Annotated in this window: 13 protein-coding genes and 1 pseudogene; 10 read left to right on the forward strand and 4 right to left on the reverse strand. The window is 59.6% G+C overall.

The window, feature by feature from the left end:
• Window positions 1-127: pseudogene (locus AKL25_RS24360) on the forward strand (ketol-acid reductoisomerase); the annotation flags it as partial.
• Between the two features lie 145 nt (window positions 128-272).
• A complete protein-coding gene (locus tag AKL25_RS22635; RefSeq protein WP_050479967.1) occupies window positions 273-908 on the forward strand; it encodes a glutathione S-transferase family protein in 636 nt (211 codons plus the stop codon).
• Window positions 909-914: 6 nt separating this feature from the next.
• Here AKL25_RS22635 and AKL25_RS22640 read toward each other — a convergent pair whose 3' ends face one another.
• Both AKL25_RS22640 and AKL25_RS22645 read right to left on the reverse strand, forming a co-directional pair.
• A complete protein-coding gene (locus AKL25_RS22640; protein ID WP_050479999.1) occupies window positions 915-1,400 on the reverse strand; it encodes a glutathione peroxidase in 486 nt (161 codons plus the stop codon).
• A 64-nt stretch (window positions 1,401-1,464) separates the two neighbouring features.
• On the reverse strand, window positions 1,465-2,505 hold the full coding sequence (locus AKL25_RS22645; RefSeq protein WP_050479968.1) for a type IV pilus twitching motility protein PilT: 1,041 nt from the start codon (window positions 2,503-2,505) through the stop codon (window positions 1,465-1,467).
• Window positions 2,506-2,556: 51 nt separating this feature from the next.
• On the opposite strand from AKL25_RS22645, the gene AKL25_RS22650 reads away from it, so the two are divergent.
• From AKL25_RS22650 to AKL25_RS22660, 3 genes are read left to right on the forward strand one after another with little or no spacing between them, the layout of a single operon-like run.
• Entirely contained in the window at window positions 2,557-3,258 is a 702-nt protein-coding gene (locus tag AKL25_RS22650) for a YggS family pyridoxal phosphate-dependent enzyme (RefSeq protein WP_050479969.1), read from the forward strand.
• A 42-nt stretch (window positions 3,259-3,300) separates the two neighbouring features.
• Entirely contained in the window at window positions 3,301-4,116 is an 816-nt protein-coding gene (proC, locus tag AKL25_RS22655) for a pyrroline-5-carboxylate reductase (protein ID WP_050479970.1), read from the forward strand.
• 7 nt (window positions 4,117-4,123) lie between these two features.
• The gene (locus AKL25_RS22660; protein WP_240475841.1) at window positions 4,124-4,852 is read left to right on the forward strand and encodes a peptidoglycan DD-metalloendopeptidase family protein; all 729 of its coding nucleotides are present in this window, start codon (window positions 4,124-4,126) and stop codon (window positions 4,850-4,852) included.
• A gap of 55 nt (window positions 4,853-4,907) precedes the next feature.
• Here the strand turns inward: AKL25_RS22660 and ubiA are convergent, their stop codons facing one another.
• Window positions 4,908-5,774, reverse strand: a complete 867-nt coding sequence (ubiA, locus tag AKL25_RS22665; protein ID WP_050479972.1) for a 4-hydroxybenzoate octaprenyltransferase — start codon at window positions 5,772-5,774, stop codon at window positions 4,908-4,910.
• Window positions 5,775-6,070: 296 nt separating this feature from the next.
• On the opposite strand from ubiA, the gene ugpB reads away from it, so the two are divergent.
• The 4 genes from ugpB (at window position 6,071) to AKL25_RS22685 (ending at window position 10,420) form a co-directional block, all read left to right on the forward strand.
• A complete protein-coding gene (gene ugpB / locus AKL25_RS22670) occupies window positions 6,071-7,378 on the forward strand; it encodes a sn-glycerol-3-phosphate ABC transporter substrate-binding protein UgpB (RefSeq protein ID WP_050479973.1) in 1,308 nt (435 codons plus the stop codon).
• 206 nt (window positions 7,379-7,584) lie between these two features.
• Window positions 7,585-8,469: a sn-glycerol-3-phosphate ABC transporter permease UgpA gene (gene ugpA, locus AKL25_RS22675; RefSeq protein ID WP_050479974.1), complete on the forward strand. Its 885-nt coding sequence runs from the start codon at window positions 7,585-7,587 to the stop codon at window positions 8,467-8,469.
• A 27-nt stretch (window positions 8,470-8,496) separates the two neighbouring features.
• Window positions 8,497-9,348: a sn-glycerol-3-phosphate ABC transporter permease UgpE gene (gene ugpE / locus AKL25_RS22680; RefSeq protein WP_050479975.1), complete on the forward strand. Its 852-nt coding sequence runs from the start codon at window positions 8,497-8,499 to the stop codon at window positions 9,346-9,348.
• 1 nt (window position 9,349) lies between these two features.
• Window positions 9,350-10,420 carry a sn-glycerol-3-phosphate import ATP-binding protein UgpC gene (locus AKL25_RS22685; RefSeq protein ID WP_050479976.1) on the forward strand — a complete coding sequence of 357 codons (1,071 nt, stop codon included), beginning with the start codon at window positions 9,350-9,352 and terminating at the stop codon, window positions 10,418-10,420.
• Window positions 10,421-10,493: 73 nt separating this feature from the next.
• On the opposite strand, the gene AKL25_RS22690 is transcribed toward AKL25_RS22685, so the two are convergent.
• The gene (locus AKL25_RS22690) at window positions 10,494-10,958 is read right to left on the reverse strand and encodes a RidA family protein (protein ID WP_050479977.1); all 465 of its coding nucleotides are present in this window, start codon (window positions 10,956-10,958) and stop codon (window positions 10,494-10,496) included.
• 118 nt (window positions 10,959-11,076) lie between these two features.
• On the opposite strand from AKL25_RS22690, the gene gcvA reads away from it, so the two are divergent.
• Window positions 11,077-12,000 (forward strand): transcriptional regulator GcvA, encoded by a 924-nt coding sequence (gcvA, locus tag AKL25_RS22695; protein WP_240475842.1) that lies wholly within the window; start codon window positions 11,077-11,079, stop codon window positions 11,998-12,000.
• Window positions 12,001-12,009 lie beyond the last annotated feature (9 nt).

Here is a 12,009-nt window from a genome sequence, read left to right on the forward strand (position 1 = left end):
CGCACCGACCTTGCTGTCGCGTCGTCGCATCAACGCTGAACACCAGATCGAAATCGTGGGTGAAAAATTACGTTCGATGATGCCTTGGATCAAAGCCAATAAACTCGTGGACCAATCGAAGAACTAAGCCATCTCTCAAAACTGTCGTTCCAACGAAAGTGGGAACCGAGTGTCGTGAAGACGGTTGAAGAAAAGGACGCCTTGGCGTCCTTTTTTATTTCGGGGTATCTTTATGAGCCTTATCCTGTTCATCACCTACTGAGGAGACACCAGTGCAACTGATCGGCATGCTCGATTCCCCCTATGTCCGCCGCGCCGCCATTTCTTTGCAATTGCTCGGCTTGCCGTTCGAACATCAGTCAATCTCGGTGTTCAGCACTTTCGATCGCTTCCGTGAAATCAATCCGCTGGTGAAGGCGCCTTCGCTGATCTGCGACGACGGCATGGTGCTGATGGATTCGATACTGATCACGCAATACGCCGAAGCATTTCCTCAGAAGAAGCGCAGTTTGCTGCCGGCCGATCTGGGCGAGTTGCAACGCGCCTTGCGCATCATCGGCCTGGCGATGACGGCGTGCGAGAAGAGTGTGCAGATTGTCTATGAACACAAACTGCGACCCGCCGAGAAGTTGCACCAGCCTTGGCTGACGCGCGTGTCCGGCCAATTGCTGGAAGCGTACAAGGCACTGGAAGATGAGTTCACCAAGCGGCCACGTGCGGTGACCAGCGCCACCATCGATCAGGCTACGCTGACCACTGCAGTGGCCTGGTTCTTCAGCCAGCAACTGGTCGCCGACGTCGTGCCGGCGGCCGATTACCCTGCACTGGCTGCTTTGTCGGAAGCTGCGGAATCATTGCCCGAGTTCGTTGCCGCGCCGTATGGCGACGGTATCTGTCACGTGCATTGAACAGTCTTATTCAGCCAGCAGCTTTTCAATGTCGGCCACCATGTCTTCCGGTTTGGTGGCCGGCGCATAGCGCTTGAAGACGGTGCCGTTCTTGCGCACCAGGAATTTGGTGAAATTCCATTTGATGGCCTTGCTGCCTAGCAGGCCGGGCGCTTCCGCCTTGATGTAGGTGAACAGCGGGTCGGCCTTGTCGCCGTTGACGTCGATCTTGGCGAACAGCGGAAAACTGACGCCGTAGTTCTTTTCGCAGAAGGCACCGATCTCTTCCGCCGTGCCCGGTTCCTGGCCGCCGAACTGGTTGCAGGGGAAGCCGAGCACTTCGACGCCCTTGTCCTTGAATTCGCGGTAGATCTTTTCCAGGCCCTGATACTGCGGCGTGAACCCGCATTTGCTGGCGGTGTTGACGATCAGGACGACTTTGCCGCGATACTGATCCAGCGCGGTCGGCGTGTTGTCGGGCAGGGCGGGCTGGAAGTCGTAGATGGTGGGCATGATGTCCTCGTCGCGGTAAGTGAAAGAATGACGTCCATGATAGCCCATGGGCTATCACCGGGCTTCAGGCAAACTGCTCGGGGCTTCTGGCTGCCGCGCGCGCCGTCTCCGCGGTAATCAATTCCTTGCGCAGCAATTCGGCCAGGCCGTGATCCAGCGTCTGCATGCCGGCGCCCGCCGAGGTTTGCATGACCGATATCATTTGTGCAACCTTGCCTTCGCGGATCAGGTTGCGGATGGCGGGTGTGCCGAGCATGATTTCGTGTGCGGCGATGCGGCCGTCGCCGGCTTTGGTTTTCAGCAGCACTTGCGAGACGACGGCGCTCAGCGATTCCGACAGCATGCTGCGGACCATTTCCTTTTCTTCTCCGGGAAATACGTCGACGATGCGGTCGACGCTTTTGGCGGCGGAGGAGGTATGCAGTGTGGCCAGCACCAGATGGCCGGTTTCGGCTGCGGTCAGCGCCAGGCGTATGGTGTCGAGGTCGCGCAGTTCGCCGACCAGGATGACATCCGGGTCCTCGCGTAAGGCCGAGCGCAGCGCATTGGCGAAGGAATGCGTATGAGCGCCGACTGCGCGCTGGTTGATCAGGCTTTTGTCCGATGTATGCACGAACTCGATGGGATCTTCGATCGTCAGGATGTGGGCGGGGTGATGCGCATTGATGTGGCGGATCATGGCGGCCAGCGTGGTCGATTTGCCGGAACCGGTGGGACCGGTGACCAGGATCAGGCCTTGCCGGCGCAGCGCCAGTTCGCTCAGCACCGGCGGGGCGCCGAGTTCCGCCAGGCTCGGGATCGCGTGCGGAATGGTGCGAATGACCGCTGCCGGGCCGCGCACCTGATGGAAGGCATTGACGCGAAAGCGCGCCAGTCCGGCGTTGTCGATGGCGAAGTCGCACTCCAGGTCGCGGCGATAAGCATCGGCCTGGGTCTGATCCATGATGGCGTCGAGCATATGGCCGATTTCCTGCGCCGCCAATGCGGGCAGATTGATGCGCCGTATATCGCCGCGTATGCGCAGCATGGGCGGTAAACCGGTGGAAAGATGCAGGTCGGAAGCGTGATTCTTGACTGAAAAGGCGAGCAGGTCGGGAATGTCCATTTATAATCTCTTGCAGAAAAACAGTGTTGTCCCTCCCCGAACCAAAGAATTATGTCGTCAATCGCAAAACAGTTGCAAGTTGTTAACGCTCGTATCGCCGTCGCCGCGCAAGCCGCAGGTCGCGATACGCAAGACATCCAGCTGCTCGCGGTGTCGAAGTTTTTTGATGTTTCGTCTGTATTGGACGCCGTGCGCGCCGGGCAGACCGCATTCGGCGAGAATTACGTCCAGGAAGCGCTCGACAAGATCGCCGCGCTGAAACTGGCGGCGCCGGAGGCCGTGGTTGCATGGCATTTCATCGGCCCGATCCAGAGCAACAAGACGCGCCAGATTGCAGAACATTTCGACTGGGTGCATTCGGTCGATCGCGAAAAAATCGCGCGCCGCTTGTCGGAACAACGCCCGCCGGAATTGCCGCCATTGAATATCTGCCTGCAAGTCAACATCAGCGCCGAAGACAGCAAGAGCGGTTTGTCGCCCGACGAGTTGCTGCCGGTGGCGCAGGCGGTCGCCGCAATGCCGGGACTGCGTTTGCGCGGACTGATGGCGATCCCGGCGCCGACCGACGTGGAACAAGAACAGCGCGCGGCGTTCCGGCGCCTGCGTGAATTGTCGGCGCTGCTGCTTGGCAGCGGCATCGCCTGCGATACGCTGTCGATGGGGATGTCGGCCGACATGGATGCCGCCATCGCCGAAGGCGCAACGATCGTGCGCGTCGGCACGGCGATTTTCGGGCAGCGCCAGACCAGCTAACGTAGATAGAGTCATCCGCAGTTATCGATAGGAAGAAAGCATATGTTGAAGATAGGTTTCATTGGCGGCGGCAATATGGCCACTGCATTGATTGGCGGTCTCGCAGGCAAACTGACGGACGGCAAGAACATTCACGTCATTGATCTCAATCCGGAATCGCTGCAAACACTTGCTCAGCGTTTCGGCGTCACCACGGCGCTGCAGGTGGACGACACGCTGGCGCAATGCGATGTCGTCGTGCTGGCGGTCAAGCCGCAGCAGATGCGCCAGGTGGCCGACAGTCTCAAGCCCTTCATCTCCACGCAACTGGTGCTGTCGATTGCCGCCGGCATCCGCAGCGCCGATCTGTCGCGCTGGCTCGGCGACCATCAGGCCATCGTGCGCGCCATGCCGAATACCCCGGCGCTGATCGGCAAAGGCATCACCGGCATGGCGGCCATGGCAGGCGTCAGTGTCGAGCAGCGCGCCGCTGCAGACGCCATCCTGCGCGCCGCCGGTGCGACCGTGTGGCTATCCAGCGAAGACCTGATAGATCCGGTGACGGCGGTGTCGGGCAGCGGCCCGGCCTATGTGTTCTATTTCATGGAAGCCATGCAGCAGGCCGCGCTCGAGCTGGGGCTCACCGCCGAGCAAGGCGTCGAACTGGCGAAGGCGACGTTTGCAGGTGCTGTCGAACTGGCGATCCGTTCGCCGGAGCCGCTGTCCCTGTTGCGCGAACGCGTGACGTCGAAGGGTGGCACGACCTACGCGGCGCTCACCAGCATGGAAAACAATGGGATCAGGCAGCACATCATCACGGCCGTCAAGGCCGCCGCTGCCAGAGGGAAGGAATTGGGGGAGGAGTTTGGCAAGGATTAGTCTGAACGTGCGTCGATACAGTTGCATTTTTCTCGCAGTGCTGCTGGCAGCCTGCGCAGGCGCCCCGCAAGCGGATGGCGATTTTTATACGGTCAGAAAAGGCGACACGCTGATCGCTCTCGGCCGGTCATTCGGCCAGAGCTATCACGATCTGGCGGCGTGGAACAAGATTTCCGACAAGGACGAGATCGAGGTCGGCCAGGTCTTGCGCATCAGGCCGCCGCCATCGGTGGCGCCGATTTCGCGCGCGCGTCCGGCGCGTCCGACCGAGTCGGGCGTGCGTGAACGCAAAGCGGCTGAGGCGAAGAAGGAAGCGGCCCCGGCAGCGCCTGCAACGTCGGCGGCGCCTTCAGTCGCTGAAGCCGAGCGCCTCAACTGGATGTGGCCGGCGCAGGGCAAACTCAGCCCGACCACCGACCGCAATCTGAAGGGAATCGATATCGTTGGCACCAGCAGCCAGCCGATCTGGGCTGCCGAAGCCGGCAAGGTGACATATGCCGGACGCGGTATCCGCGGCTACGGCAACATGATCATCATCCGACACAGCCGCACGTTGTTGTCGGTCTACGCCCACAACAAATCGATCATGGTCAAGGAAGGGCAGACCGTCAATCGCGGCCAGCAGATCGCCGAGATGGGCGACAGCGACAGCAGTACGGTCAAGCTGTACTTCGAGATCCGCAGCAACGGCAAGCCGATCAATCCGACGCCGCTGCTGCCGAAGCCGCACAGTTGATACCTGCTTGTGATCGGGGCTTCATCGCCGGATCGCAAACAGGTTGAATGCAAGGTTAACGCAAGGCGTAGTCCAGCGCCACACCGGCAAACATCGCAGCGCCCAGCCAGTTGTTGTGCATGAACGCGGCGAAGCAGCCGGTGCGGTCGCGTTCATGGATCAGGCGATAGTGATACACCGCGCAGCCGGCGGCGACCAGCATGCCGAGGCTGAACCAGGTGCGCAAACCGTATTGCCAGCCCACCGCCCAGAACAGCCCCAGCGCGGCGACATAGCACAGCATCACCGCCAGCACGTCGAAGCGGCCGAAAGTAATTGCCGATGTTTTCATGCCCAACTTGATATCGTCGTCGCGGTCGACCATCGCGTACTCGGTGTCGTAGGCAACCGCCCAGAAGATGTTGGCGATCAGCATCAGCCACGCCGCCAGCGGCACCGCATCCTGCACCGCCGCGAATCCCATCGGAATGCCGAAGCCGAACGCGATCCCCAGATAAGCCTGCGGAATCGCAAAGAAGCGTTTGAAGTAGGGATAGCTGCCGGCCACGATCAGCGCCGCAACCGACAACTGTTTGGTCAGCCCGTTGAGCGGCAGGATCAGCAGGAAAGAAATCAACGCCAATACCCCGGCGACCATCAGTGCTTCCCAGCCTTTGATCTTGCCTGCCGTCAGCGGACGGTCGACGGTGCGTTTGACGTGCTTGTCGAAATCGCGGTCGGCGTAGTCGTTGATCGCGCAGCCGGCCGAACGCATCAGAATTGTTCCCACCGTAAAGATCGCCACGATATGCCAGTCCGGACGACCATCCGACGCCAGCCAGACCGCCATCAGTGTCGGCCACAGCAAGAGCAGGATGCCGATGGGTTTGTGCAGGCGGATCAGCCGGAAGTAGAGATCGAGGCGCTGATTCAAGTGGTTCATAAGTGATTCATGTCAGGCAGACAAGAGAAAAGCGTCATTATAAATGGTGGCTCAAGGGCGGGTCAGCGAGGGCGGACGGGCAAAGATTCCTGACAATGCCGACAGGAATCGGCAGAACTTTTTTTCACCGGCTTTTTGCTGTCGTGAACAGTTGTAACAAGTGCTGTGAATTTTTGATCAAAAAAAGAAAAATTATTTGCGGACGGCCAAATTAGACGTTAATGTACGCCCGGTGTAACGAGACAGTCACAATGACTTGATAACATCGGTCACCTTTTTTCGGGAGGATTACCCTAATGAAACTGCATCTGAAAGCCTTTGCAGCAGCCGCTGTGATGGCGACAATGACAAGCTCCGCTTACGCGGTTACTGAAATTTCGTGGTGGCATTCGATGACCGGCGCCCTGAGCGAACGCGTCAACACCATGGCAGACGAATTCAACAAGAGCCAGTCCGATTACAAAGTTGTGCCGGTATACAAGGGTACTTACGATGAATCGATGGCAGCAGCGATTGCCGCTTATCGCGCAGGCAATGCTCCGGACATTCTGCAGATTTTTGAAGTCGGCACAGCGACCATGGTTTACTCCAAGGGCGCCATCAAGCCGGTCTATGAAGTGATGCAGCAAGCAGGCGAAAAGTTTGACCAGAACGCCTACGTGCCGGCCGTCTCCGGTTACTACTCGACCGCGAAGGGCATGATGTCCTTCCCGTTCAACAGCTCGACCACGATCATGTTCTACAACAAGGACCTGTTCGCCAAGGCCGGTCTGGATCCGAACAAGCCGCCGGTCACCTGGCAAGAGTTCGTCGGCATGGCTGCCAAGATGAAGGCCAGCGGCGTCACCTGCCCTTACACCACCACATGGCAATCGTGGGTGCACCTGGAATCGTTCGCAGCATGGCACAACACTGAAACCGCTTCCAAGAGCAACGGTTTCGGCGGCCTCGATGCGCGCCTGAAGATCAATGGCCCGCTGCAAGTGCGCCATATCGAAAACATGTCCAACTGGGCCAAGCAAGGCTACTTCATCTACGCAGGCCGCAAGGATGAAGCCAACGCCAAGTTCAACGCCGGCGAATGCGCAATCATCACCGGTTCGTCGTCCGCTTACGCCGATATCCGCAAGAACGCCAAGTTCAAGTTCGGCGTGGCACCGTTGCCGTACTACAGCGACGTTGCAGGCGCACCGCAAAACACCATCATCGGCGGCGCATCGCTGTGGGTCATGGGCGGCAAGAAAGCCGACGAGTACAAGGGCGTAGCGAAGTTCTTCACTTACCTGTCCAAGCCTGAAGTGCAAGCCAAGTGGCATCAGGAAACCGGCTACCTGCCGGTGACCAAGGCAGCTTACGAAATCACCCAGAAGTCCGGTTTCTATGAGCGCAATCCAGGCACCGACGTCGCCGTCAAGCAGATGATCGTCAAGACCACCGACAAATCGCGCGGTATCCGTCTGGGCAACTACGCACAGATCCGCACCGTGATCGACGAAGAGCTGGAAAACGTCTGGACCGGCAAGAAGACACCGAAGGATGCGCTCGACAGCGCCGCCAAACGCGGTGACGAATTGCTGGCACGCTTCGAAAAAGCAAATAAATAAAAATCGTATGAGCTGCATTCCCGGCGCTGACTTCAGGCAATCGGGAATGCAGTTTCAGCAAACGATGGCAAGACACTCAGCCCCGGCCCGCGCCGGGGCGATGTATTTTCTAGCTGCTTGGAAAATGACTCGGCAATTTACCGATGCGGGATGTAAACGTTCTCGGCAATCCTGATGCCGCATCGCTTTTAGGGACATAAGCTATCGTGGAAAAACGCGCTCGCTTCACATCGTCATGGCTGCCGTATGCGCTGGTCGCACCGCAGATCCTGATCACGATATTATTTTTCTTCTGGCCCGCAGTGCAGGCCCTGTATCAGTCAGTGCTGTTGCAGGATGCCTTCGGCGGCTATTCCGAATTCGTCTGGTTCGACAACTTCGCCGCCTTGTTCGGCGACCCGACTTACCTGGCGGCCTTCCAGACCACGGCGATCTTCTCGGTGCTGGTGGCGGTGGGCGGCATGGTGCTGTCGCTGATCCTGGCGGTGTTCGCCGATCGCGTCGTCAAGGGCGCGGCGATCTACAAGACCTTCCTGATCTGGCCCTACGCGGTGTCGCCGGTAGTGGTGGGCGTGCTGTGGATGTTCCTGCTGAGTCCTTCGCTGGGATTGATCTCGCACGTGCTGGCCTGGCTCGGCATCAACTGGAACTACATGGTCAACGGCAACCAGGCCATGACCCTGATCGTGATTGCCGCGATCTGGAAACAGATCAGCTACAACTTCCTGTTCTTCCTGGCCGGTCTGCAATCGATTCCGAAATCGCTGATCGAAGCGGCCGCCATCGACGGCGCGGGTCCGGTCAAGCGCTTCTTCACGATCATCTTCCCGATGATCTCGCCGACCACCTTCTTCCTGATGGTGGTCAACATCGTGTACGCGTTCTTCGACACCTTTGCGATCGTCGAAGCGACCACCCACGGCGGTCCGGGCAAGGATACGGAAATTCTGGTCTACAAGGTCTTCAGCGACGGCTTCAAGGGCGGCGATCTCGGCAGCGCGGCAGCGCAGTCGGTGGTACTGATGGTGATCGTGATCCTGCTGACCGTCGTCCAGTTCAAGTACGTGGAAAAGAAGGTGCAATATGCCTAAGCATTTCAGCCTGAAAGGAGCGCCAGCATGATTGAACGCCGCCCCATTCTCGACGCGGTCAGCCACCTGGTGCTGATCATCGGTGCGATCATCGTGATCTTCCCGCTGTACGTTGCCTTCATCGCCAGCACCCAGACCGCCGAGCAATCGGCCATGTCGCCGTTGTCGCTGATGCCCGGTACGGAACTGGTCGCCAATTACAAAACCGTCCTGACGCAAGGCGCTTCCGGCAACGTGTCGTCGCCGCCGGTGTCGCGCATGCTGTGGGTCAGCCTGGTGACGGCGCTGGTGATCGCGATCGGCAAGATCTCGATTTCCATGCTGTCGGCATTTGCCATGGTCTACTTCCGTTTCAAGGGCCGGAATCTGTTCTTCTGGATGATTTTCGTCACCCTGATGCTGCCGGTCGAGGTGCGCATCACGCCGACCTATCAGGTGGTGTCGGATTTCGGCATGCTTAACAGCTATGCCGGCCTGACGGTGCCGCTGATCGCCTCGGCGACGGCAACCTTCCTGTTCCGGCAATTCTTTTTGACGGTGCCGGACGAGCTGGCGGAGGCGGCGCGCATCGACGGCGCCGGTCCGTTGCGCTTCCTGAAAGATGTGCTGTGGCCGCTATCGCGCACCAACGTGATTGCGCTGTTCGTGATCATGTTCATCTACGGCTGGAACCAGTATCTGTGGCCGCTGATGATCGCCACCGAGCAGACCATGTACCCGATCGGCATCGGCATCAAGACGCTGATCTCGGGCGGCGACTCGGCGGTGGAATGGAATATGGTGATGGCTACGATGATCCTGGCAATGTTGCCGCCGGGGCTGGTCGTCGTGGTCATGCAAAAGTGGTTCGTTAAAGGTTTGGTCGATTCCGAGAAATAACATGGCAAAAATTCACCTCAAGCAAGTCAAGAAGACTTACGGCAAAGCGCCGAAAGCAGTCGACGTCATCCACGGCATCGACATCGATATCGCCGACGGCGAATTCATCGTCATGGTCGGTCCTTCCGGCTGCGGCAAGTCGACGCTGTTGCGCATGGTGGCGGGGCTGGAAGAGATCAGCTCCGGCGACATCATGATCGGCGACCGCGTGGTCAACAACCTGGAGCCGAAAGAGCGCGATATCGCGATGGTGTTCCAGAACTACGCGCTGTATCCGCACATGAGCGTGTACGAGAACATGGCCTACGGTCTCAAGATCCAAGGCTTGCCCAAGGCCGAGATCGACACCCGCGTGCAACGCGCGGCGGAGATCCTGGAGCTGGGCGCGCTGCTGGAACGCACGCCGCGTCAACTGTCCGGCGGCCAGCGCCAGCGTGTGGCGATGGGCCGCGCGATCGTGCGCAAGCCGGCGGTGTTCCTGTTCGACGAACCTCTGTCGAACCTCGACGCCAAGCTGCGCGTGCAAATGCGTCTGGAAATCCAGAAGCTGCACGCCTCGCTGCGCACCACCAGCCTGTACGTGACGCATGACCAGGTCGAAGCGATGACGCTGGGCCAGCGCATGATCGTCATGAACAAGGGGCGCGCCGAACAGATCGGCACCCCGGCCGAAGTCTACGGCAAGCCTGCCACGACCTTCGTCGCCAGCTTTATCGGCTCGCCGCCGATGAACCTGCTCAACGGCAAGCTCAGCGACGACGGCGCACGTTTCACCTTTGACGACGGTTCGACGGTCGAACTGCCGGCATCGAAGAACATCGGCGGCGGCGCACGCATCCTCGGCATTCGTCCTGAACATCTGCAACTGGGACGTCCCGGCCTGAACATGCAGGTGGAACTGGTCGAAGCGCTGGGCGCCGAGTTGCTGGTGCACACGCGTTGCGGCGGCCAGTCCATGGTGATCCGCTGCGCGGCAGGCACTGACGTGGCGATGGGGCAATTGGTGACGGCCGGTTTCGACGCGAATCTGTTGCACTGGTTCGACCCGCAAACGACGCACCGTATTGACTGAGCGCTAACGATCAGTCGTTCGTCAAAGAAGCCGGCAGAAGTTTGCCGGCTTTTTTGTGTCCGTTTTTCGGAGATCAGCTTTCCAACGCCACCACGATATCGAGTTCGACCGCCGCATTGCGCGGCAATTGTGCAACGCCGACGCTGGTGCGCGCGTGGCGCCCCTGTTCCGCTCCGAACAATTCATAGATCAACGACGACGCGCCATCGGCCACGGCGCTTTGCTGGCTGAAATCTTCGGTGCTGTTGACGTACACGTTGAGCCGCAAAATCTTGTCGATGCGCTGCAGGTCGCCGACGGTGTCGCGCAAGGCGGCCAGTGCGCGGATCAGCGCGGCGCGCGCTCCCATTTTTGCATCCTCGATACTGACCTCGCGGCCCAGCTTGCCGGATACCAGCACACGGTCGCCGTCGCGCGGCAGTTGGCCGGCGATCCAGGCCAGTCCCTGATGAACGACGCCGGGGGCATATTGTGCGCCGGGTGCGGCGGAGGCGGGCAGGGTGATGGCGAGTTCGGCGAGACGTTGTTCCAGATTCATTGCGGTTCCTTGGTGACGTGAAAGGCGGTTGCTTGTGTTGAGGTCTATAATAAATTTCCTCGGGCCGGAACTGCAAAGCATCTTTTCTCAGGGCGGCCTCAATATTTCTCATATCACGATGGCTGCTCGCAAACTTCCTTCGCTCAACGCCCTGCGCGCCTTCGAGGCATCGGCGCGGCATCAGCGTTTTACGCTGGCAGGCGAAGAGCTTAACGTCACTGCCGGCGCCGTCAGCCATCAGGTCAAGGCGCTGGAAGATGAACTCGGCATCGTCTTGTTCGAGCGCTTGTCCAATCAGTTGCGGCTGACGCCGGCCGGACAGCGTTATCTGGAGGTCGTCGGCGACGCCTTCGACCGCATCGAAAGCGGCACGCGCGGCTTGTACGCGCAGGCGGACCGGCAGCAGCTGGCGATTTCCACCTCGCCCAACTTCGCCGCCAAATGGCTGGTGCCGCGTCTGGGCGAATTCACCGCGCAGTATCCGGAAATGGCATTGCGGCTGGACCAGAGCGAGCGCCATACCAACTTTATCCGCGAACAAATCGATGTCGCCATTCGCTACGGCCAAGGACCCTGGCCCGGCTTGTCGTGCACGCGTCTGGGCGATGAATTCCTGCTGCCGGTATGTGCGCCTTCGCTGATGGCTTTCAGGTCGCTGAAGGAAATCGCCACCGCCGGCTTGCTGCATATGAACGACCGCCAGGCATGGGCGGACTGGTTTGCGGAACAGGGTGAGCCGGATGAGTCGGTCGCGGTCAGCGGCGGCGTCGTCTTCAATCAGGAGAGCGCGGCGGTCGATGCCGCCGTGGCCGGGCAGGGCGTTGCATTGGCACGTTCTTCGCTGGTGGCGCATGCCTTGCAACAGCAACGCCTGATCGTGCCGCTGGCGTCGTCGTTGACGCTGAAGCAGACCGAACCGGCCTATTGGCTGGTGTATCCGCAAGAAGGCGAGATGAACGGCAACGTCGCCGCCTTCACCAACTGGTTGTTGCAGTCGTTTGAAAAAGACCGGCAGTTCTGGAAGGAGTTGACCGGTAAATAAATCACTAAA

Source organism: Herbaspirillum rhizosphaerae (assembly GCF_001189965.1).
Taxonomy (GTDB): domain Bacteria; phylum Pseudomonadota; class Gammaproteobacteria; order Burkholderiales; family Burkholderiaceae_D; genus Herbaspirillum; species Herbaspirillum rhizosphaerae.

What these genes read in the sequence shown, in the direction of transcription:
- AKL25_RS22640 (WP_050479999.1), bottom strand. Translation starts at nt 1,400, where the DNA reads ATGCCCACCATCTACGACTTCCAGCCCGCCCTGCCCGACAACACGCCG.
- AKL25_RS22645 (WP_050479968.1), bottom strand. Translation starts at nt 2,505, where the DNA reads ATGGACATTCCCGACCTGCTCGCCTTTTCAGTCAAGAATCACGCTTCC.
- AKL25_RS22650 (WP_050479969.1), top strand. Translation starts at nt 2,557, where the DNA reads ATGTCGTCAATCGCAAAACAGTTGCAAGTTGTTAACGCTCGTATCGCC.
- proC (WP_050479970.1), top strand. Translation starts at nt 3,301, where the DNA reads ATGTTGAAGATAGGTTTCATTGGCGGCGGCAATATGGCCACTGCATTG.
- ubiA (WP_050479972.1), bottom strand. Translation starts at nt 5,774, where the DNA reads ATGAACCACTTGAATCAGCGCCTCGATCTCTACTTCCGGCTGATCCGC.
- ugpB (WP_050479973.1), top strand. Translation starts at nt 6,071, where the DNA reads ATGAAACTGCATCTGAAAGCCTTTGCAGCAGCCGCTGTGATGGCGACA.
- ugpE (WP_050479975.1), top strand. Translation starts at nt 8,497, where the DNA reads ATGATTGAACGCCGCCCCATTCTCGACGCGGTCAGCCACCTGGTGCTG.
- AKL25_RS22685 (WP_050479976.1), top strand. Translation starts at nt 9,350, where the DNA reads ATGGCAAAAATTCACCTCAAGCAAGTCAAGAAGACTTACGGCAAAGCG.
- AKL25_RS22690 (WP_050479977.1), bottom strand. Translation starts at nt 10,958, where the DNA reads ATGAATCTGGAACAACGTCTCGCCGAACTCGCCATCACCCTGCCCGCC.
- gcvA (WP_240475842.1), top strand. Translation starts at nt 11,077, where the DNA reads ATGGCTGCTCGCAAACTTCCTTCGCTCAACGCCCTGCGCGCCTTCGAG.